19 protein-coding genes are annotated in these 21,105 nt (G+C 69.0%); 12 read left to right on the top strand and 7 right to left on the bottom strand.

Annotated elements, in window-relative coordinates; genetic code table 11:
- Positions 1 to 115: 115 nt before the first annotated feature.
- Positions 116 to 685: a TetR/AcrR family transcriptional regulator gene (locus ACWGE0_RS13070; RefSeq protein WP_452261103.1), complete on the bottom strand. Its 570-nt coding sequence runs from the start codon at positions 683 to 685 to the stop codon at positions 116 to 118.
- Between the two features lie 57 nt (positions 686 to 742).
- Here ACWGE0_RS13070 and ACWGE0_RS13065 point away from each other — a divergent pair, with 57 nt between their 5' ends.
- Positions 743 to 1,378: an NAD(P)-dependent oxidoreductase gene (locus ACWGE0_RS13065; RefSeq protein WP_452261102.1), complete on the top strand. Its 636-nt coding sequence runs from the start codon at positions 743 to 745 to the stop codon at positions 1,376 to 1,378.
- Positions 1,375 to 2,283, top strand: coding sequence for an SDR family NAD(P)-dependent oxidoreductase (locus tag ACWGE0_RS13060; RefSeq protein WP_452261101.1), 909 nt, complete (start codon positions 1,375 to 1,377; stop codon positions 2,281 to 2,283). Before ACWGE0_RS13065 ends, ACWGE0_RS13060 begins: the two co-directional genes overlap by 4 nt.
- A gap of 6 nt (positions 2,284 to 2,289) precedes the next feature.
- Here the strand turns inward: ACWGE0_RS13060 and ACWGE0_RS13055 are convergent, their stop codons facing one another.
- Positions 2,290 to 2,844, bottom strand: a complete 555-nt coding sequence (locus ACWGE0_RS13055) for an EF-hand domain-containing protein (protein WP_452261100.1) — start codon at positions 2,842 to 2,844, stop codon at positions 2,290 to 2,292.
- 101 nt (positions 2,845 to 2,945) lie between these two features.
- On the opposite strand from ACWGE0_RS13055, the gene ACWGE0_RS13050 reads away from it, so the two are divergent.
- Positions 2,946 to 3,374 carry a pyridoxamine 5'-phosphate oxidase family protein gene (locus tag ACWGE0_RS13050; protein ID WP_452261099.1) on the top strand — a complete coding sequence of 143 codons (429 nt, stop codon included), beginning with the start codon at positions 2,946 to 2,948 and terminating at the stop codon, positions 3,372 to 3,374.
- Between the two features lie 24 nt (positions 3,375 to 3,398).
- Here ACWGE0_RS13050 and ACWGE0_RS13045 read toward each other — a convergent pair whose 3' ends face one another.
- Entirely contained in the window at positions 3,399 to 6,956 is a 3,558-nt protein-coding gene (locus ACWGE0_RS13045; RefSeq protein WP_452261098.1) for a S8 family serine peptidase, read from the bottom strand.
- 122 nt (positions 6,957 to 7,078) lie between these two features.
- Here ACWGE0_RS13045 and ACWGE0_RS13040 point away from each other — a divergent pair, with 122 nt between their 5' ends.
- A complete protein-coding gene (locus tag ACWGE0_RS13040) occupies positions 7,079 to 7,579 on the top strand; it encodes a SigE family RNA polymerase sigma factor (protein ID WP_452261097.1) in 501 nt (166 codons plus the stop codon).
- A complete protein-coding gene (locus ACWGE0_RS13035; protein ID WP_452261096.1) occupies positions 7,579 to 8,652 on the top strand; it encodes a hypothetical protein in 1,074 nt (357 codons plus the stop codon). The genes ACWGE0_RS13040 and ACWGE0_RS13035 overlap by 1 nt, the downstream gene beginning before the upstream one ends.
- 99 nt (positions 8,653 to 8,751) lie before the next feature.
- On the opposite strand, the gene ACWGE0_RS13030 is transcribed toward ACWGE0_RS13035, so the two are convergent.
- The 3 genes from ACWGE0_RS13030 to ACWGE0_RS13020 form a co-directional block, all read right to left on the bottom strand.
- A complete protein-coding gene (locus tag ACWGE0_RS13030; protein WP_452261095.1) occupies positions 8,752 to 10,383 on the bottom strand; it encodes a TIR domain-containing protein in 1,632 nt (543 codons plus the stop codon).
- A 127-nt stretch (positions 10,384 to 10,510) separates the two neighbouring features.
- A complete protein-coding gene (locus ACWGE0_RS13025; RefSeq protein ID WP_452261136.1) occupies positions 10,511 to 11,227 on the bottom strand; it encodes an MBL fold metallo-hydrolase in 717 nt (238 codons plus the stop codon).
- The gene (locus tag ACWGE0_RS13020) at positions 11,224 to 11,406 is read right to left on the bottom strand and encodes a hypothetical protein (protein ID WP_452261138.1); all 183 of its coding nucleotides are present in this window, start codon (positions 11,404 to 11,406) and stop codon (positions 11,224 to 11,226) included. The genes ACWGE0_RS13025 and ACWGE0_RS13020 overlap by 4 nt, the downstream gene beginning before the upstream one ends.
- 293 nt (positions 11,407 to 11,699) lie before the next feature.
- On the opposite strand from ACWGE0_RS13020, the gene ACWGE0_RS13015 reads away from it, so the two are divergent.
- Positions 11,700 to 11,927 (top strand): hypothetical protein, encoded by a 228-nt coding sequence (locus ACWGE0_RS13015; RefSeq protein WP_452261094.1) that lies wholly within the window; start codon positions 11,700 to 11,702, stop codon positions 11,925 to 11,927.
- Between the two features lie 77 nt (positions 11,928 to 12,004).
- On the top strand, positions 12,005 to 13,045 hold the full coding sequence (locus ACWGE0_RS13010) for a hypothetical protein (RefSeq protein WP_452261093.1): 1,041 nt from the start codon (positions 12,005 to 12,007) through the stop codon (positions 13,043 to 13,045).
- An 83-nt stretch (positions 13,046 to 13,128) separates the two neighbouring features.
- Here ACWGE0_RS13010 and ACWGE0_RS13005 read toward each other — a convergent pair whose 3' ends face one another.
- Entirely contained in the window at positions 13,129 to 13,581 is a 453-nt protein-coding gene (locus tag ACWGE0_RS13005; protein WP_452261092.1) for a hypothetical protein, read from the bottom strand.
- Between the two features lie 122 nt (positions 13,582 to 13,703).
- Between ACWGE0_RS13005 and ACWGE0_RS13000 the strand changes: the two genes are divergently transcribed.
- The 5 genes from ACWGE0_RS13000 (at position 13,704) to ACWGE0_RS12980 (ending at position 21,049) form a co-directional block, all read left to right on the top strand.
- A complete protein-coding gene (locus tag ACWGE0_RS13000; protein ID WP_452261091.1) occupies positions 13,704 to 16,670 on the top strand; it encodes an AfsR/SARP family transcriptional regulator in 2,967 nt (988 codons plus the stop codon).
- Positions 16,667 to 17,383: a S1 family peptidase gene (locus ACWGE0_RS12995; protein ID WP_452261090.1), complete on the top strand. Its 717-nt coding sequence runs from the start codon at positions 16,667 to 16,669 to the stop codon at positions 17,381 to 17,383. Before ACWGE0_RS13000 ends, ACWGE0_RS12995 begins: the two co-directional genes overlap by 4 nt.
- A 173-nt stretch (positions 17,384 to 17,556) precedes the next feature.
- Positions 17,557 to 18,240 carry a response regulator transcription factor gene (locus ACWGE0_RS12990; RefSeq protein WP_452261135.1) on the top strand — a complete coding sequence of 228 codons (684 nt, stop codon included), beginning with the start codon at positions 17,557 to 17,559 and terminating at the stop codon, positions 18,238 to 18,240.
- On the top strand, positions 18,237 to 19,676 hold the full coding sequence (locus ACWGE0_RS12985) for an ATP-binding protein (RefSeq protein ID WP_452261089.1): 1,440 nt from the start codon (positions 18,237 to 18,239) through the stop codon (positions 19,674 to 19,676). Before ACWGE0_RS12990 ends, ACWGE0_RS12985 begins: the two co-directional genes overlap by 4 nt.
- Positions 19,677 to 19,825: 149 nt before the next feature.
- Positions 19,826 to 21,049, top strand: coding sequence for a monooxygenase (locus ACWGE0_RS12980; RefSeq protein ID WP_452261088.1), 1,224 nt, complete (start codon positions 19,826 to 19,828; stop codon positions 21,047 to 21,049).
- The last annotated feature ends 56 nt before the right edge of the window (positions 21,050 to 21,105 follow it).

Genomic DNA, 21,105 nt, shown 5'->3' with positions numbered 1-21,105 from the left:
CAGCGCGAGGGTCTCGTAGCGCAGGGTCAGCTCCCACGCGCGGATGGGTCAGGCGCATGGTCAAGCTGGTCCGCGTCGCGCCGTAGTGCGCACGGGCGTCGCCCTTCTGGCGAGATCAATCGCTCGACCAGGTTCCCAGCGCGGCGATCGCGGCCTCGATGAGAGCCGGACCGGTCGGCGCCCGCTCGATCGTGCTGCGGTAGTACAGCGGCCCGATGGTCGCGGCGGCCGCGTCCCGGCTGGGGAGCGCGAGCACGACCTCGCCGCGTGCCTGGGCGTCGTCGAGGGCCGCCGCCAGCCGGTCGGCGAGGATGCCGGCGAACTGCGCCCGGCGGGCGTTCATGGTCTCGTCCCACAACGCGGTGTTGGCCAGCGTCGTGGACACGGCTCGCACGTCGTCGAGTTCGAGTTGCCGCGCGATCGCGGCCAGTTCCCGCCGCAGCCACTCGCGCGTCGGAGCGCTCGGCTGGTCGAGGAACGGCATGGGCACGGTCGCCATGGCTTCCAGGAGGAGGGCTTCGGCCTGGGGCCAGTGGCGGTACACCGTCGCGCGGCCGATGCCCGCGCGCTCGGCGATCTGCACGTGCGTCACCGCGCTCGGCCCGCTTTCCAGCAGCAGGTCGCGGGCGGCGTTCAGGATCGCCTCCCGGCTTCGCAGGGACCGCGGGTCCGTCTCACTGGTCATCGGCCGATTCTATGAGACAACTTGACTCGAAGTGAGGTCGACGCCATGCTTCGGGTTATGAGACAGTCTGTATCGCAGATGAGGGTGGTCGTCCTCGGAGCGACGGGTGCCACCGGGCGTCACGTGGTGTCCGCGGCACTGCGGCGCGGTCACCACGTGGTCGCGCTGGTCCGGGCGGAGAAGTTCGCGCCGGCCGAAGGCCTCGATGAAGTGATCTGGCCCGGTGTCGCCGACGTCCCGGCCCTCACACGTGCCCTGCGCGGCGCGGACGTGGTGATCAGTGCGCTGGGTGGGGCGCAGAGCGAGCCGACGACGGTCTGCACCGACGGAATCCGGTCCGCGATCACCGCGATGAACACGGTCGGAGTCGACCGCCTCATCGCCGTCAGCGCGCACGGCGTGCTGGAGACGCACGACAAGTCGCTCTACTCGTTGGCGGTGTGGGCGAACGTGGCCGAACGCATGCGCGACAAGGAGACGATGGAACGTCTCATCACCGCCTCCGGTCTGAAGTGGACGATCGTGCGGCCGCCCAAGCTGTCGGACCACGAGGCGATCGGGAAGTACCGGACCGGTACCGACCTGCCGATCCGGCTGTGGAGCTCCATCGGACGCGCCGACCTGGCCGCGTTCCTGCTCGACGAGGCCGAAACCCCGCGCTACACCCACGCCTGCCCGAGGATCACGCGATGAACGCCGTCATTCCCGGCCTGACGGGCAAGGTCGCCGTCGTCACCGGCGCGACAGGCGGCATGGGCCAGATCATCGCCGCCGAACTCGCCCAGGCAGGCGCGCACGTCGTCACGATCGCCCGCAGCCCCGTGCGCGCAGAGGCTTTACGCGTCCACATCGGCGCACAGGCAGCGCACCGGCTCAGCGTGATCGCGGGCGACCTGTCTGTGCGCGCGGACGTCGTCAGCGCGGCGAAGACCATCCTGGACAGGCACGAGCAGGTCCACGTCCTGATCAACAACGCCGGCGCGCACTTCCCGGATCACCGCGTCTCGGCCGACGGGATCGAGATGCACATCGCCCTCGACCACCTCGCCGCCTACGGCCTCACCACCCTGCTCGCAGCGCCGCTGCGCCGCGGCCGGGCACGTGTCGTGAACGTTGCCAGCGACACCCTCAACGACACCCGGCAGATCAAGCTCCCCGGCAAGCCACGTCCGGCGACCCTCGACCTCACCGGCATCGACGACCTCGGAGAACTCAACCCCGCCAGCGGTTTTGTTCCGTTCGAGGCCTACGCGCGTGCCAAGCTCATGACCGTCACCGCCGGCTACGCCCTCGCCCGAGACCTCGCCGCCGACGGGGTGACCATCAACGCGGTGCACCCCGGGATCGTGGCCACCGGCATCATCGACGACCTCGTGCCCGCCGTGCTTCGCCCGATGCGCTCCCTGATCCGCCGCACCATGCTCACCCCCGCCGAGGGAGCGGCGAGCGCGATCCGCCTCGCGACCGATCCCGGCCTCGGCGGCGTCACCGGCCGGTACTTCCGCCGTGACGCGGAAGCGAGCACGCCGCAGGTGTCCCACGATCCCGCCGTCCAGCACAGGCTCCTGGCGTTGAGCGACCACCACTTCGCCCGCTGAACCGGGTCAGGCCGGTTGCATCGATCGCGGGTACAGCCAGCTGCCCGGCGTGCCCTCCGCGGGGTTCGTGTAGTACTCGTGCACCGCGTCCACGTACTCCTGCAGGCTGATCGAGCCGTCGCCGTCGGCGTCGAGGTGTGCGAACGCGACCCCGCACTCGGCGTCGGACAGGCCGCGCGCCTTCAGCAGGACCTGGAACTCGGCCTCCTCGACCCGGCCGTCCCCGTTCGCGTCGGCCAGCGCGAGCAACGACTCGGAGACCTCCAGGTACATGTCGTCGAACTCGTTCACGTCGGCGAGCACCGCCACCATCGCCGTGCGGTACTCGTCGAGGGTGATCCGGCCGTCGCGGTCGGTGTCGCAGCGCGCGATCAGCGTCTCCCAGAACTTGTCGGAGGTCTCGATCAGCTCCCGGCCCCGTTCCGAGGACGCGGGTTCACCGAAGCCGCGCATCAGCCGGTTGGCCAGCGCGTAGAGGTCCGCGAGCTCGATGACGCCGTTGCCGTTGGCGTCGTAGTGGGCGAACGTCGCCTCGATCCGGTGCAGGAGAACTTCGTTCATGACCACGCACCTTGGCGGCAGCGGAGGCCGGGCGCAACCGCGGGTTTCGTGTGCGGTCCCGCCGGGGAAGAAAGGTGATGTTGATACCGGATGGAGTCGAGATGAGTGACAACGGCAACCAGCTCACCGAGGACGACCGCGAGTTCCTCCGCCGCCCGCTCTACGGAATCCTCACCACGGCGGAAGGACCGGTCCCGCCGCAACCGAGGCCGGTGTGGTTCGAGCTGGCGGAGGACGGGACGTTCCACCTGTTCACCGCACCCGATGCGGTGCGGGTCCGCCGCCTGCGCGGCGATCTTCGCGCGTCGCTCGTGGTCGTCGCGCCGGTGGGGGAGCGCGAGCGTTGGGTATCGGTGGCCGGGCGTGTGACCCTGCACGAGGCCGGCGCCTCCGAACTGGTCGAACGCCTCTTCGCCCGTTATTGGGGCGAAGAGGCGCCGGCACGAGCGGACGAGCTCAACGGCATGCTCGCCGCCGAGTGGGTGCGCATCGAACTGCACCCTGACAAGGTGCGTCGCTTTGTGAACTGAACACCCGCAGTCAGCAACCGCGGGTCAGTTCACCTGGTAGGCCCTGATGATCGTCTGGGTCACCGTGTTGCCGTCCTGGTCCGCAGCCTTCGCGCGCAGCGACACGAACCCGGACGCCGGGTTCCGGATGACCGCCAGCCAGGTGCCGCCCACATGCAGCACCGGCACCCGCTGCCAGGTCTGGCCATCGTTGTGGGACACCTCGACCCTGTTCGGCTCGGCCTTGCCGCCCTGTGCGCCCGGCTGCCGGTCGACGCGCAACGGTACTTGGAACAGCGCGTTGCGGGGCGCGTGGTTCGTCAGGTCGAGTTCGGGGTCGAAACGGATCGACAGCAATGGCAGTGGTGTGGCGGCGGTGGTGTGCCCGGACCGGAAGCCCCATTCCGCGCTGACCTTTGTGGACAGCGGCCATCCCGGGTTGCTTCGGCTCGCCTCGGCGGTGAGCCGGTAGTTCGCCGCGCCCACGGGCACCGTGAACTGCCCGCTGCCGGGTTGGCCGCTGCGGGCGATCTCCTTGCCGTCCAGGTAAAGCACGGTGTCGCCGGTGTCACCGGAATCGGGGAACCCGGAGTGACCGCCTGAGTCGGAGAACAGCGGCAGACGGGTGTTGATCTTCTCGCCCGCGCGGTACGCCAGGTGCGGCTCGGTCGAGAAGAAGCCCACCGGCCCGGTGACACCCGGCCCGATCACGGCCTTGCCCCAGTCCACAGTGGCCTTTTCACCGGGCTTGAAGGTCCGCTTGGCGGCCTCGTAGTGCTGCGCCGCATCGCCTGCCGGCACACTCACGGCGTTCGCCCAAGTGACGGGGGAGTAGTACTCGGTCCGCTCCTGGGGAAGGGGAGTCGGCGTCGACTCCAGCGCACCCTCCAGGTCGTACTTCCCGTCGGTGGCGAACATCGACCCGTAACCCACACCGTCCACCGGCGCCCGGTAGGTCGTCTTCACCGTGGCCAGGTCGCTGTTGCGCGGCCGGTAGGTCACGTTAGCCGGAATGTCCCCGTAGCTGGGGAACACCAGCTCGTACCGGTACGGGCTCGGCGGCAAGCCGGTCAGCGTCACGGACGCGTTCGGCGACTTCGCCAGCCGAGCGCCCTCGGGGCTGAACGTGGCCGTCAACGGCAGTGGCGGTGCCTCCGTCAACCGCACGGCGCTGCCGGAGAAGTGGAACAGTGCGGAGTTCGCGCCCGCCTCGGCGATCGCCCGCACCCGTGGGCTGAACTCGAGGCCCTCACCGTCGCCGAGCGTGAACACCGCCAGTTTACCCTTGAGATCGGCCGCGGCGATCTCGCCGGGTGTGGCATGCCCGACGTCCACAGCGGACAGTGCGCGAGAGCCGGCCGGCCTCGGCGAGCCCCATATCCACTCCACGGGGACCTCGAACGACTCGGGCTTGTCGACCGTCAGCCGGACCTGTGGCCGTTCGAGCTTCATCCGGTCGAAGTACCGGAATTCCTTGGTGTGCTTGGCGGTGGGCGCGGTGTAGTCGTTGTAGTCCGACAGGCTGTAGTAGCCCACTCCACGCGCACCGGTGTCGACGACCATCCCGTTCGTCCAGGAGATCGGGCGGGCGTCCTTCTCGTCGGTCCGCACGGTGACCTTCTTGCTGTTCCTGGCGTCCAGCGTGACCGTGGTGTCCTTGCGCAGGTCGACCTCCGGGTCGGCCACCCTGGTGCTCGTCGGCAGGGGCTGACCGGGCACTGCGGTCTGGATCGTGCCCAGCACGGCGTACCGGCCCGCGGGCAGCCGCACGGTGCTGTTGTTCCCGATCAGGTCGAAGTCGTCCTGGCCAGTGCCCAGCGGAACCCACATCGCGCTCGCCAGCAGGCCGTCGGCCGGCGCAGCGCCGTTCTGGTCGATCAGCTTTGTCGTCAGGTCGTAGCTTTCCGGTTCCTTGTACGCGCCGACCGGCGTCTGGATCACCGCGTCACCGGCGTCGCTCTTGGCAACGAGCCTGCCGCCGTAGACACCGATCTGCGCGGCGGAGTGGTCAAAGGTGACCGACACCGTGGCCTCGCCGTTGGCGGGCACCGTGACCTGGTCGACGTTCGTGCGGAACGCCGGGACGTCCATGCTCAGCCGCAGCGAAACCGGTGCGCTGCCGGTGTTCCGGTACATGATCTGCTTTGTCAGCGCGGGCTGGCTGTGCGGCCACCGCACGAAACCGAGGCTCAGGCTCCCCGTGCTGGGGATGATCGTCTGCCTGGACGCCCGGCCCGCATCGAGCCGGCCGGCGCCCTGCTGGTAGATCGTGGCGTCGATCGGGGTCGCGCTGCCCATCAGCGCGGCCTTGATCTGCCGGCCGGTCCAGTCCGGATGCTGCGCGGCCAGGATCGCCGCGGCACCAGCCACGTGCGGCGTCGCCATGGAGGTGCCGCTCAGCCGCGCGTAATGCTCGTCGACAGCGCGGTCGGCGAGCGTGCCCTCGGCCCGTGCGGCCACGATGTCCTCACCGGGCGCGGCGACGTCCGGTTTGACGGCGTAGTCCTTGAACCGCGGTCCGGGCTGCGAGAACAAGCTGTACTTGTCCTGCTTGCTCACACTGGCCACGGCCAGCGCGGCGTCTGCGGAGGCCGGGCTCGAGACCGGCGTCCGCTGGCCGTAGTTGCCCGCCGCGATCACGAACAACGTGCCCTTCTCGGCCGAGAGCCGGTTGACCGCGATCTCCAGCGGGTCGCTGACGCCGTCGCCGGGCCCGCCACCCAGACTCATGTTCACGACCTTGGCGCCGCTGTCCGCGGCCCACTGCATGCCCGCGAGGATTGCGTCGAACGGGCAGCCGCCTGTCTGGCAGACCTTGCCGATCAGCAGGTCCGCGCCCTTGGCGACGCCGGTGTACTTGGAGCCACGGCCGGCGACGGTCGAGGCCACGTGCGTGCCGTGCCCCACGTTGTCGACGATGCCTTCGCCGGTGAAGTCCTTCTCGCCCTTCACGATCCCGGCCAGGTCAGGGTGTTTCGGGTCGTAGCCGGTGTCGAGGACCGCGACGGTCGCGCCCTCGCCGGTGTACCCGGCCTGCCAGGCGGCCGGCGCGCCGACCTGCGGCACGCTCACATCCAGTGATGGATGAACCTTGCCGTTGAGCCAGATCTTGCCCGCGTCGGCCTTGTCGAACAGTTCCGCGGCCTTGTTCTTCGGCGTGGCCACCGCGGAGAGCTCGACCGACGGCAGTTCACGGGTGATCTTGCCGAGCGTCCGGGCGCCTTTGGACTCGACCAGCAGCGGGATCTCAGACGTGTGGCCGTCGTCGTAGCCCAGGCCGATCAGGCCTGTCACGTCGAACAGCTTGCGATCCAGTTTGCCCGCCCTGATCAGCGGCTCGGCGACCGATGGGATCACCGTGACGCCCTTGGCGCTGACTGATTTGATGAACCGCACCGGCCCGAGCCGGGCGGCCGGCTGGATCTTCGCGTCCCAGGAGCCGTCCTTCCTGGTCACGGTCACCTTGTCGCCGGTGATCAGCGTGACCGTCCTGGGCGCCTCGGCCGGCGCCGGTGTGGGTTGCTGCGCGGCTGCCGGTAAGACGGCCACACCGGTGGCCACCACGGCGAAGACCGCCGCATGGATGAAACCGCGTTTGCGCACAGATCGCCCCTTGTGACGTCGGCTGGTGTTTCCCCTTGCCTCTATGACTCGTTGAGTGGGTCAACCTGTTTATTCGCCGAAGCCGGTAAACGGTTCGCCGTCGAGCTGAGTCTTCAAGAGTGATGGCTGACTACGACGACTTCGCCCGAGCGCAACTACCGCGGTTGCTGCGGTACGCGACGATGCTCACGGGCCAGCGGGAGCAGGCGGCTGATCTGGTGCAGGACGTGCTGGTCAAGGCGTACCGGCACTGGTCCCGGATCAGCGGCACGGATCACCCCGACCGGTACGTGCTGCGGATGGTGACCAACGGCTACCTGTCCTGGCGACATAGCTGGTCCGCACGTGTGATCACGTCGGGTGACCTTCCCGACGAGGCACGGGCGGACGATTTCGCGTCGGACCACGCCGCGCGCGAGGACATGTGGCAGCGCTTGGCGCGGCTGCCCAAGCGCCAGCGGGCTGTGGTGGTGCTGCGGTACTACGAGCAGCTGCCCGATTCCGAGATCGCCGGGCTGCTCGGCTGCGCCCAGGCCACCGTCCGCGCACACGCCCACAAGGCATTGGCCGCACTGCGAAACGGCTTGGCCATCGAGCAGATGGCGGAGGCCAGGGAGACGTGATGAACATCGAGAACCTGATCAAGGACACCTTCACGGCGCGCGAACACGACGCGCCCGACAGCGACGCGGTGTTCGCCGCGGCGCGCCAACGCATCGACAGCAGGCGCTCCGGGCTGAGCCGGCCGTTGGCGGTCGCCGCCGGGGCGACCGTGCTGACCCTCGGCGCGGTCACCGCCGTGGTGCTGAACCGGCCGGATCCCGTGGAGCAGTCCCAGACGATTGCCACCGCCAACGGCTCTCAAGGCAGCCAAACCCCTGCCCCTACCGGCCAGGCCGCGGCGGGTCTGCAGATGCCCTACTCCCTCGGCTGGCTCCCGCCGGGCTCAGTCGCCTACCGGGTGCACCGGATCAACGTCGGGTCCACCGCGGCCAACCCGGCCGCGCCCCTGTACGGCGGCGAGTACATGCTGACCGTCACTGCCGATGGCCAGGTCCTGGAGGTCGACGTCCAGCAGTTCCGGATGATGCCGGTGGACCAGGCGATGTTCAAGTCGGGTCCGGGCACGTCCGTGACGATCAACGGGCAGCGCGGGGTCGAGAGTTCGGTGTCCACCGGGCCAGGTGGGTACGAGCTGTACGTGGCGCACCCCGACGGCGGTTCGATGTACGTGAACGTGTCCGCCGCGCCGGGCAGCAACGCGCCCGCGCAGCAACTCATCGACGCCGGCCGCCGGATCGCGGAGAACATCCAGTTCCCGGGCACGACGACCGTCACCCCGGCGTACGGCCTGCGCGACCTGCCCGACGGGATGCGAATCTGCGCCTTCAGCGTCGACCAGGGCCTGGACGGGGCCCCGGCCGCGCAAGGGACCAAGCCGGGGACCAACACGAGCTACTCGCTGGGCACGTGCACCGTGCACCCGACGGTCTTCGTGAACAGCGCTGTCGTCGGCGAGCCGACCGGCACGCCGGGACAACCCGTGCAGGGCCACGCGACGCGCTACGTCGACGAGAACGGCTACCACCAGTTGTGGGTCCTCGACGCGATTGGGGGAGCCCCGGTCGTCATCGCCGGCCGGATACCGCAGGCCGACCTGTACGACATCGCCAACCGGCTCGTCCTGCCGCACTGACTGCGGCTCGAACAGGGCCCATCCGCGGCGTAGCCGATGCCGTACCGCCCGGAAAGTCATCCCCGCTCGGAGCAGCGATGACTTTTCGGGCGACAGACGCTAGACGGGCGTTGCTCCACGCTCGCGGTCGTCGATGTACCGGACAAGTTGGTCATTGGACACGACGTCTTCGAACCTGAACCGAGCCAAATCCACGTCGACCGACGTGGATTGCCGGAGCTTCGTCCAAACGGCTGCACCCAGATCGAGTGATGTGGCGTCCTCAGCTGGGGCGTATTCCGCGTCGCCGAGTTCGTCCTCGGCGCGAAGGAACGCCGCCCAGGCGTTGTGGGGAGGTTCTGACAGCGCGACAGCAGCTGCATGAGGTCCGAGTGGGACCGCGCGCTCCTTCGCGAGCATCCGCGCAAGTGCCGCAGCGCTCAGCTGCATCGTCCGGGTGGCATCGGCCTTGTCCGGATCCTGCCGATTCTCGGGAGCCTGCAGGTAACTCCTGATGTTGCCGAGGTACACGCAGATCCGCCGGACGCCGTAGCGGATCGCCTTGATCACCTGCCGATCCGGCAGCATTGCGTCGAAGGATTCATGAAGCTCGTGCAAAGCCGGGTCCGACCATCCCCCTTGCACGCGGTAGACAGCCATCGCTGTTCCGGTCGGGACGTGGTAAACGGTGCCGAAGAAGTCGATGGAGGGACCCACCAGGAGCGGATCTCGATCGAGGTCGAAGGCGATGCCCCGGGGCTCCTCAGCGCGCCAACGGCACAGTGGCTCAGCGCCGGCCCCTGGCTGGCCGACCGGGAAGTCGAAGTGCGCGCCGCGGTCGGCGAGGATCTTCAAGGTTCCTTCGCGCGCCATGTCACAGCCCTTGCGGTCGGCCATCAGACCGGAGAGGTGTTCGGCGATCGCCTGCCCTGGGGGGATCGGAGCCCACTCCGGGCTCGTGGCGATCCATTCCGCACTGATGACGATCCGGTCGTCGAAGAGCCGAAGTTCGTAGGTCTTCTGAGGGTGCAAGCTGATGCCCGGCAAGGTCGCGAGGAAGACGGTCCGCTCGTCGGCCCGCCATGCGGTGTACGCAGGCCCGGAGCTCAGGTGCAGCCGATAGGAGATCTCGCGCTTCAGGTCCCGGCTGAGCAGCGCCCGTTGCTCGGCGTCCGCGTGGGGCGACAGTTCCCAGCACCGGGCCACCAGGTGCGAGTTCGTCACGACCTTGAGCTCACGCAGATGGGTTCGCTCGAATCCCGGCATGGAGGTCGGATAGTCCGAGGCAGCCTGCGCGGACGGGACGCGGCCTGGGGTGGGCAGGTCGACGACACCGAACTCGCGAAGTTTCGCCAGGACGAGCTCGGCCGTCGCCTCGTAGCCTTCGAGTTCGAGATAGGCCACGTCGCGGACGGCGTTGGGAATGTCCGTGCCGTCGAGCCGCACCGGCAGGACGTAGTCCGGCTGCGAACGCCGCCTGATTAGTGCGGCCTCGAACTCCACTTTGGTGTAGTCGCCAACGAAGTAGTTGCGGGACAAGAACATCAGGCAGCAGCACGCGTCTTCGCGGTAGATCTGGCTCAGCCGCTCGTTGAGTGCCAGTCCCCAGGTCAGTGTCTTCTCGGTGCGATCGTGGAAAACCCTGATTCCGCGAGCCTTCAGTGCGTACACGACCCCGCTGACGGTTTCCTGATCCGTGCGGGAGTAGGACACCGCGACGTGGAACTTCCGGAATCTCGCCTCTGCCGTCATGATCCAGTCCCGCCGCGAGTCGGTGCGCTACTTGAGCAGTCGTTCGCGCCGTCCCGGTCGTTTCAAGCCCACATGCGGCGAACCGGCGACGATTCCGGCTTTGATCAGGTGACGGGTGCCGCTCGGCCTACAGGTGCAGGGTCAGGCCTTCCGATGCGGCGAGCACCTCACCGTCGAACTCCGCTTCGGCTGCCTCGACGGCGGCTGCACGGTTGTTTCCCGGCCAGAAGTGGGTCAGCATCAGGCGACGTGCGCCAGCCCGTGCGGCCCACTGGCCTGCGGCAACGGATGTCATCAGCAAGCCGGAGGTGTCGCCCGGCCGGTCGGTGGCCTCGACGATGAACAGATCCGCGGCACGACCGAGCTCGGCCAATGCAGGACTGGGACCCGTGTCGCCGGTGTAGGCGAGCACTCGATCCGCGACCAGCCGGACACCCGCGTTCGGTACGAAGTGGGGCAGGTCGAGACCGGTCAACTGGAACGGTCCGACCTCGTAGCTGCCGGGCAGCTCGAAGACGTCGAAAACCTCGCGCAGCTCGACCTCCGGCTCGAGGCCCTGTAGTCGGTCCAGTACGCCCAGGGGGCAGTACAGCGGCAGGCGACCGCGGCGGCCGTAGTGGTAGGCGCGGAACAGCGCGTGCAGATCGGCGCAGTGGTCCGGGTGCTCGTGAGTGATCACCACGGCGTCCACCCTGTCGGGCCACAGCTCCATCAGCCGCGGCAGCGTGCCGTAGCCGAGGTCCAGGACCAGGCGGAACCCGGCGGTCTCCACCGCGAAGCCGCTGCACGCCCGGCCGGGCTCCGGGTAGGCACCGCAGCTGCCGAGAACGGTCACGTCCATCAGGAAGGCCGGGTGGTCGGGGCCAGGATGGCCGTCTCCGCCGCGCGGCTGGTCCGTTCCCAGCCGGACGAGGTCTCCAGGCCGGCGGCCGCGGCGCTGGCGTAGAGGTCGGTCCAGCAGCCGCCCGGCTGGACCATGGTGACCTTGACGCCGAACTCGGCGGGGCACTCGGGTGTACGCACCACAACTGTGTTGATCTCGCGCGTGAGCTCGTCTACGTGTGTCGGGCCAGGCTGACAAATCGCGTTCGCCAATCTATGACCGCTACCTCTCGTGGTCGGTGACCGCTGGAACAGTGTCGAGCGGACGCTCGGCGAGGCGGAGGCGCTCCGGACGAACGCCTCGTTCCACCGCCGTGCAGCGAGGCGGCGAACGCACTGGTGATCGGAAACCCGCCGACGCCGCCCAGCGCGTCGATGATCCCCATGCCGGCCGCATTATTCTGCCACTTCGTCGCGCACCGCCGCGGAATCAGGTGGTAGATCGAGCCATCCACAGCGGCGCTGAACTGTCCCGCCCGCACTCCGGGCACGGTCTCGAAGATCATCCGGGCCGCGTCCGAGGCGGTGACACCCTGTACGTGGCGTCGCGAGAGGGTGTCGTGCAGGCGATTCCGTGGTGCGGTGGGTGTCTGACGAACGCGGCAATGGCGCGGGAGACGGCGACGATGGCCGACCGCGCTGCCGTGCTCGGTCTCGGCTGACCGCTCGCCTGCGGCAAGGGCGCTCGCAAGCAGGTTCCGGGCGAATATCCGAGTTCCCCTGGGGTACTCGATGGTGCATGCAGGAGACCGTTGTGCTCGGTCTGCTCGCCGATCCCGGGCTGGCGACCGACATCGTGGAGGACCTGGCCGAAGATCTGCCGCAGCGGCTGAGCCGTGACGTCGACGGCGACGTCGAATGGCGGGTGGTGCCCGTTTGCGACCAGTTCGCCGCCGATGAGCACGGCTCCGTGCGGCACGTGGTGCAGGCGGTGCGTGACCAGGTCGTGGAGGAGCGCTGCGACCTGTGGGTGTGCCTGACGGACCTGCCCCGCAGAGCCGGCACCGACCCTGTGGTGGCCGACGCCAGCGCCGACGACGGGCTGGCTGTGGCGTCACTTCCAGCACTGGGTAGTTGGGGTCTGCACCGCAGGACGGGTGACGTTGTCAGTGCTGTCGTTGCCGAACTCAGGAACCGTGAAGTCCCTATTGCACGGCTTGCGCGGCGGGTGGACTCACCCACAGATGACATCGGTGTGCGGTTCGTGGCTCCAGGGCTGCGCGGCCGGTTGCGACTGTTCGCGGGCATGGTGAGGGCGAACCGGCCGTGGCGGCTCGCGATGGGGCTGTCCAGCGTGCTCGTCGCCGCGCTGGGAACGGGCGCGTACACGTTGATCAGCCCGACCATGTGGATGCTCGGCACCCACTCGAGCGTGGTCAGGCTGGTGGCGGCGACGCTGTTGTCGATCACGGCCATGGTGGTGTGGCTGATCGTCACCCACAAGCTGTGGGAGCGCCCGTCCGACGCGGTCGGGAAGGAACGGGCGCGGCTGTACAACCTCACCACCGTGGTCACCCTGGTGCTGGGCATCTCCACGCTGTACGTGGCGTTGTTCGTGGTGGTGCTCGCGTCGGCCTTGCTCGTGCTCGAACCGTCCGTGCTGGCAGAGCAGATCGGCCATCCACCGGCCGTTGGCGACCACCTGGGCATGGCGTGGCTCGCCGCGTCGGTCGCGACCGTGGCCGGTGCGCTCGGTGCGCGGCTGGAGAGCGACGAGGCGGTGCGCAACGCCGCGTACGGCCACCGCCAGCAGGAGCGCCGCGAGAAACTCCAGAAGTGACCCTCAGGTCCACAACCTGCTCCGCTCCAGCTCGTCGGACGATCAGGTCAGGGCCACCAGCGCGGCCCTGACCTCGCCTCAGATCAGCAGCGGCGCCAGCCGTTCCACGACGCGGTCCCTGCCGGGTCCGTCGTGCACCAGTACCCGCTACCTGTCACCCACACGGAGAAAATGCGGTTCCCGCCGGACCACCAGGCGTCGTCGGTGTCGTCGGCGTGGCCGTTGCCCGGCATCACCTTCCAGCCGCCGCTGCCCGGCCACGCGTGCCAGATCGTGCGGTTGGTGGAGATCACGAAGCTCTCCAGGCGTGCGGTGCCACCGGGGTTCCAGTTGACGTCCAGGATGTGAGTCCCGCACATGGCCGTGCCCCCGTAGCCGTACCTGCTCACCGAACAGCCGGCTTGAGCGTCCTGGCCGGTGACCTGCTGCCTGGTCGCCGAGGCGGTCGCCGTCGGATCGGCTCCGGCGGACGGGACGGCGGCCAGGCCCAATGTGGCCAGGACGGCTGCGGCGAACAACAGGACTCGGTTTCTCATGGGTCCCCCCTCACTTGTGTCGTGTTCTGGCGAAAGTCTGGTGTTCGAGCGTTGACGAAAGGTTGATTCCGGTCGGCGGTCCTGCTAGACCCTGTGGCGGGGAGACGTTGAGGGGGCCACCGATGTCGGTGGAGTTTCGTGTGCTCGGCGACGTGCAGGCGTGGGTCGACGGCGAGCGGGTGGACATCGGGACCGCGCAGCAGCGGTGCGTGCTCGCGGTGCTGCTGGTGGAGGCCAACCGCCCGGTGTCAGCCGACCAGCTGGTCGACCGGGTGTGGGGTGAGCGCGGCGGGAACAAGCAGACGCTGCGGACCTACGTGTCCCGGCTGCGCAGGGCTTTGGCCGGGGGAGAGGCGGAGATCGGGCACGGCAGCGGCGGCTACGTCCTCGAGGTGGACGAGACGGCGGTCGACTTGCACCGGTTCCGCGGGCTCGTCGCGCAGAAGCAGTGGGAGCAAGCCCTTGGGCTGTGGCGATGCGAGGCGTTCACCGGCCTCGACAGGCCTTGGCTCGTGGAAATGCGGCAACGCCTGGAGGCCGAGCGCGTGGCGGCCGAGCTGGACCACACCGACGTGCGGCTGCGGCGTGGCGAACACGGATCGCTGCTGCCCGAACTGACCGCCCACGCGGCCGAACGGCCACTGGACGAACGGCTGGCGGGCCAGCTGATGCTCGCGCTGTACCGCGCCGGGCGACAGGCCGACGCGCTCGCCCACTTCCGGCGGCTGCGGGAGCTGCTCGCCGAGGAACTCGGCGTCGACCCCGGCATGTCGCTGCGGCTGCTGTACGAGCAGATCCTGCGCACCGACCGCGCCCTGGACCACACACCCGTGCCACGTCAGCTGCAGCCGGTCGCGGACGCTCCGGTGCACGCCCTGCCCCACGACGTCATGGACTTCACCGGCCGCGACGAGGAGCTCGCGCACCTGCTCGACGCCGTCTGCGGCCCTGCCGGCTCCACGATGGTCATCGCCGCGATCGACGGCATGGCCGGTGTCGGCAAGACCGCCCTCGCTGTGCATGCCGCCCACCGCCTCGCCGAACGTTATCCGGACGCACAGCTGTTCATCGACCTGCACGCGCACACAGCCGACCGGCAACCCACAGAGACCGAAACGGCCCTCGGCACGTTGTTGCGTTCGGTGGGGGTAGCGGGCGAGCGCATTCCGGTCGGGCTGGAAGAACGCGCCGCGTTGTGGCGAGCCCAACTCGCGGGGCGCAAGGCCCTGTTGATTCTCGACAACGTTGCCAGCGCTGCCCAGGTCCGCCCACTGCTGCCCGGCGGTCCTGGCTGCCTGGCGCTGATCACCAGCAGACGAAGACTCACCGACCTGGAGTCTGCCCGCACGCTGTCGTTGGACGTGCTGCCCCACCGCCAGGCGATGGCCCTGTTCACCAAGGTCCTCGGAGACCAGCGGCAGGTGCCGGAGGCCGTCGGAGAAGTGGTCGGCCTGTGCGGACATCTCCCGCTGGCGATCAGGATCGCGGCGGCGCGGTTGCGTTCCCGTCCGGTGTGGACGGTTGGGCACCTGGTCCAACGCCTGACGACCGGACGGCAGCGACTGAGCGAGCTGGTGACCGGCGACCGCAGTGTGGCCTCCGCGCTACAGCTGTCCTACCGCCAGCTCACCGAGACCCAACAACGACTTTTTCGGCTGCTGGGCCTGCATCCCGGTGCCGACTTCGACGTGTACCCGGCCGCCGCCCTCATCGCTGCCGGCGTGGAAGAGACGGAAAGTTTGCTGGAGGAACTGGTCGACCTGCATCTCCTGCACCAGCAACAGCCTGGCCGGTATCGGATGCATGACCTGTTGCGCACGTTCGCCGCCGAGCTTGCCGTTGACACCGACAGCGCCGCCTGCAGACACGAGTCTCTTACCCGCCTGTACGACAGCTATCTCTCCACTGCCGCCCAGGCAATGGACATCGTCGCGCCCAGGGACGAACACGTGAGTGTTCCCGCGAACCTCCCCGATCCGTTCCTGCCGGGCTACCCGGAAGCCATGGCATGGCTGGAGCGCGAACGCGAAAACCTCATGGCGACGGCCACTTCCACCGCGGGCACCCACTCCAGTGAGCTGTCCACGACTTTGTTGCGCTACCTCGACCTGCGCGGCTACCACGACGACGCGCTTGCATTGCACAGCCATGCCAACGCCACCGCTCGTAGTAGCGGTGACGTCGAATCGGAATGTCAGGCGCTGGGCAACCTGGGCACGACCTACGAGAGACTGGGTCGCTACGCCGAAGCCGAAGCGCACCACGGAAGGGCACTGGAACTGGCGAGGTCCATCGACGACCTCCCGTTGGAAGGACGCACGCACAACAACCTCGGCAACGTGTACCTGGCCGTGGCGGATCACCAGAAAGCGCTCGTGCACTACCGGCAAGCGCTCGACATCGCTGTGCGGACCGCGAACCGCATCGGCCAGTGCCGCTCGGCCAACAACCTCGGCATCGTCCACGAACGGCTGGGCCGGTACGACGAGGCGGTCGTCCAGCACAGAAAGGCCTTGACCGTCGCCGAACAGATCGACGACGTGGCCGGTCGCGGATATGCGTTGCACAGCCTGGGGTTCGGCTACCGCCGGCTCGGTCGTGCGGAAGAAGCGCTCGATCACTTCCAGCAAGCTGTCGTGATCGCCGCGGACACGGCCAACCGGAGCCTGGAGGGATACACGACGCTCGGCCTGGGGCTGCTCCTGGCCGATCTGGGCCGGTTCGCGGAGTCCGCAGCCAACCTGCACAACGCGCTCTCCGTAGGACTCGACACCGGAAACCGAGGCCTGCAAACCGAAGCACTCAACGGCCTCGGCGAACTGGGCCGGCTCGCCGACGAACCGCTTCGCGCACTCGACCACCACCGGGAAGCGCTGGCAATGGCCGAGGACACCGGTGATCGATATCAGCAGGCCTGCGCTCACGACGGCCTGGCACACGCGCATCGCGCCCTGGACCAGAAGGCCGAGGCCCGGCGGCACTGGCACAACGCACTGACCCTTTACGCCGGGACCGGCGTTCCGGAAGTCGATGCCGTCCGCCGCCAACTGTCCACTGTAGAGGATAGTCAGACAGGAGCTGGTCTGTGAAACTGTTGTCCGCCTTGGTGGCCATGGTGCTGCTCGCCACGATCCCCGCTGCCCCTGCACAAGCCGCCATCCAGGGAACCACACCGGGCACTCAGATCTACTACGTGGGCTCTGTGCAGGAAGCTGCCGGCACAGAACCGTCACGGCACCTCTGCGGAAGTGTGGTCATCGAGGAAACCTGGGTCCTCACCGCGAAGCAGTGCGTGCAAGGCAGAACATCCGAGTCGATCAACGTTCGAATCGGGTCCAGGTACCACGCGAGCCGCGGTGAACTCGTGTCCGCTGTCCGCATCCTTCCGCATCCCACCAGCGACGTGGCGCTCGTCGAGCTGAGCAAGCATGTCGGCGTCGTTCCGATGCACGTCGCCGAACAGCCGCTGCAAGAGGGTGAGAAGGGCAAGGTGCTGGGTTGGGGCCAGAACTGCCCGACCGCAGGGTGCGGTGGCCCGAGCACAGAACTACAACAGGTGAAGGCCCTCATCGAGCCGCGGTCGGCGTGCGGCGGTGAGGGGGACCGACTCTGCGCGACCTACGCGAACGGCGGCGGTCCCTGCTTCGGTGACGAGGGCGGCCCGCTGGTCACCGAGGACGGCTTCTCGTTGATCGGACTCGTTCCCAGCCGGGTTGCCGGCGCGCAGGACTGCGCCCAGGACCGGCCACCCCTGATCGACTTGACTGTGCTGCGCCACTGGATCAACCAGCACGCCAGCTGACTCAATGCTTGCGCGGGCGTCGCGTGTGCGGCAGGTAGCGGGCTGTTCCGGCATTCGGAAGGTGGTTCGGCGCCCGTGATGCGGCCCAGGGGAGTGGAGCCGTTCTAATCCTGGCCTCAGGTTGATCGGAGAGGATGAGCGGCAAAAGCATCGACTGGAGGGGGCGGGCCGGCGTGCGGATCATGATCGCGGATGACGAGGCGGCCATCCGCGAGTCGCTGGAGCGGGTGCTCCAGGTCGAGGGTTACGACACCAGCACCGTCGCCAACGGTCTCGCCGTGCTCGACGGGGTCGGTGGCGACGCGCCGGATCTGCTGATCCTCGACGTGATGATGCCGCGCCTCGGCGGGTTGGAGACTTGCCGGCGGTTGCGGGCGGCGGGCCGGGATCTGCCGGTGCTGATGCTGACCGCCCGGGATCAGGTCTTCGACCGGGTCGCGGGGCTGGACGCGGGCGCCGACGACTATCTGCCCAAGCCGTTCGCCACCGAGGAGTTGCTGGCCAGGGTCCGGGCTCTGCTGCGCCGCCGCGCGCCGGGCGGCGACGAGTCGCAGATCCTGACGTTCGCCGACGTCCGGGTCGATCCCGACAGGTTCGAGGCGTGGCGGGGCGGGCGGCCGCTCCACCTGACCCGTACCGAGTTCTCCCTGCTGGAGGTCCTCGTGTGCAACGCGACCCGTGTGTTGACCCGAGGCGCGCTGTTCGAGGCGATCTGGGGATTCGACATGAGCGTCACCTCCAACAACCTCCAGGTGTACGTGAGCTACCTGCGCCGCAAGATGGAGGCCGAGGGCGAGCCGCGATTGATCTACACGCTGCGCGGCTTGGGGTACACGTTGCGGGAGACTCCTCCGTGAGCAGGTCAGCCGGCCGGCTGACCCGTTGGTGGCGCCGGCGGTCTCTGCGGACCAGGCTGACGGTGATCGCGGCGACGGCCATCGCGGTCAGTGTGTTCGTGACCTTCCAGGTGGCCAGCGAGCTGCTGGCCTGGGAGCTGCGGGACACCGCGGAGGATCAGCTGCGTGCCGACTCCCGCGTCCTGGCGACGAGCGCGGAGCGCGCCGGTCTGGCGCAGGTCGAGCTACCGCCGTATCCCGGATCCGGTCGGCTGGTGCGGGTCATCCTGCCCGACGGCTCGATCCGGACGCCCGAGGGCCAACCCGCGCTGCCCCCGGTCAGCGAGCACGCCGGGCGGGTGGCGCAGGGCGCGTCGGCCGACCTGATGGAGTCGGGCGACAGCGACGACGACGGCTACCTCGTGTACACGCTGCGGGCGGGCGACGGCGCGGTCCAGGTGGCCCGCGTCGCCGACGACAGCCCGATCAACCGGTTCGGGTTGGGCATGCTGCTGATCGGGCTGTTCTGCGTGGTCAGCGGCGCCCTTGTCGGGCGGGCCGTGGCGCGGACCGGGCTGGCACCGATCGACCGGCTGACCGCCGCCGCGGTCCGTGTCGCGCACACCCGGGATCTAGACGCCGACATCCCGGATGAGGGCGGCGGGGAGATCCGGCGGCTGATCCAGTCGATCAACGACATGCTCGCCGCGCTCAGGGACTCCCGGCGGGCCCAGCGGCTGCTCGCCGAGGACGCCGCCCACGAGCTCAAGACCCCGCTCACCAGCCTGCGCCTCAACATCGAACTGCTGGTCCGGCTCGATCGGCGCGGCACCCTGGACAGCGCACTGCCGGCGGAGAGCCGGACCCGGCTGCTCAACGATCTCGGCGCCCAGATGGCCGAGTTGAGCACCCTTGCCGCCGAGCTGACCGACCTGGCGCGCGGTGACGTCAGCGACGAGAGCGCCGAACTGCTCGACCTCGCCGACGTGGTGGTGGCCGCCGCGGCCCGTGCTCGTTCCCGCGTGCCCGACATCGAGGTCGCGCTCGACGTGACGTCCGTGTGGGTGAGCGGGCGTCCCGCTGCGCTCCAGCGGGCGGTGCTCAACCTCATCGACAATGCCGGCAAGTGGTCTCCCGCGGACCAGCCGGTCCAGGTCCGGCTCCGTGCCGAGGGCGCGTCGGCGGTGCTCGAGGTCGACGACGCCGGGCCGGGCATCGACGCCGCGGACGTACCGCGGGTGTTCGACCGGTTCTACCGTGCGGACAGCGCACGGGCGTTGCCGGGATCCGGTCTGGGGCTGTCGATCGTGCAGCGGGTCGTCGACACCCACGGCGGCCGGGCCACCGTCGCCCGCTCCTCACGCGGTGGCGCGCTGCTCCGGGTCGACCTTCCGGCTGCGGCCCCGCCCGCCCCGATCGCGCGGCTCACCGTCGGGGAGGACACCGCGGTGCGCTGACCCCAGCCCCGGCCAGTTGCGACGGGCCTTGATTCTCGTGCGGGTGCCGAAACGGCGCTCCGGAGAGAAGTACCGTGGTACCACCTCCCTCCCGAGGATGACGACCGCAGTACGACGAAACGGGACGGAATCGGGCCTAGCGTTGGGCTATGACGAAACCTCATAGTCCACTGTGGAGGCTCGCGGCGGCCACCACGGCGCTGGCGACGGCGTTCGCTGTCGTCGCCTGCGGGTCTGGCGCCGACAACAGTGCGGCGCCCGCCGCGACCGGCTCGCACCACGCGCACGCGGGCCAGTCATCGGCTCCGCCGCAGCCGCTGCGCGCCGGCGAGCGGTTCCTCGACCTGAAGATGGCCGAGGCCTACACGCCCGCGCCGCCGGAGGGCGGCGGCACGGACGAATACCGGTGCCAGGTGATCGATCCGGGCCTGACCAAGGCGGCGTTCGTGACCGGAACCCAGGTCATGCCGGAGAACGCCACCATCGCGCACCACGCCATCGTGTACGCGGTGCCGCCGGCCGGCGCTGCCCTCGTGCGCGCACAGGACGCGAAGATCCCCGGCCTCGGCTGGCAGTGTTTCGGCGGGACCGGCGTGGTCGGCGCCGACGTGGAGAGCGAGGACGAGAGCGCCCACCCCGGCGCGACGTGGGTGGACACCTGGGCGCCGGGCGCCACGGAGACGCTGTTCACCCAGGACGTCGGCTTCAAGCTGGAGCCGGGCAGCCTGATCATCCTCCAGATGCACTACAACCTGTTGACGACCGACGGCAAGCCAGCCGGGTCGGACCGCTCCGCGGTGCGGCTGCGGCTGACCGACGGCACGCCGCAGACACGGGAACTCGACACGTTCCCGCTCGACGCGCCGACCGAGCTGCCATGCACCGCCGACGAGTCGGGTCCGCTCTGTGACCGGGCGGCCTCGATCGCGGACGTGACGAAGCGGTTCGGGCCGGAGGTCGGCGGCACCGCGGACGAGCAGCTGGAGGAGTGCGGCCAGAGCGCGCCGAAGCCCGGTGACACCCAGACCTGCGACCAGGAGGTGCCGGCGCCGATGACGCTGTTCGCCGGTTTCGGGCACATGCACCTGCTCGGGCGGGCCATCAAGGTCGAACTCAACCCTGGCAAGCCGAACGCCAAGGTCGTGCTGGACGTGCCGCAGTTCGACTTCGACAACCAGCGGCTGGTGAAGCTGCCGGAGCCGGTGGAGATCGGTCCGGGGGACACGCTGCGGGTGACGTGCACGCACGACGCGGGGCTGCGCAAACTGCTGCCGCAGCTGAGCAAGCTGCCGCCGCGCTACGTGGTGTGGGGCGACGGCACCAGCGACGAGATGTGCACGGGCATCATGACGGTCTCCCCCCGCAAGTCCTGACGAAGCGTCGAACGTGTGTGAGCTCACTGAGGTCAAGACGCCGAAAAACACCACTG

The sequence above is a fragment of the Lentzea sp. NPDC054927 genome (genome assembly GCF_053610285.1).
Note: the sequence above shows the minus strand (reverse complement) of the source record. Positions and strands in the feature narration are given on the sequence as shown.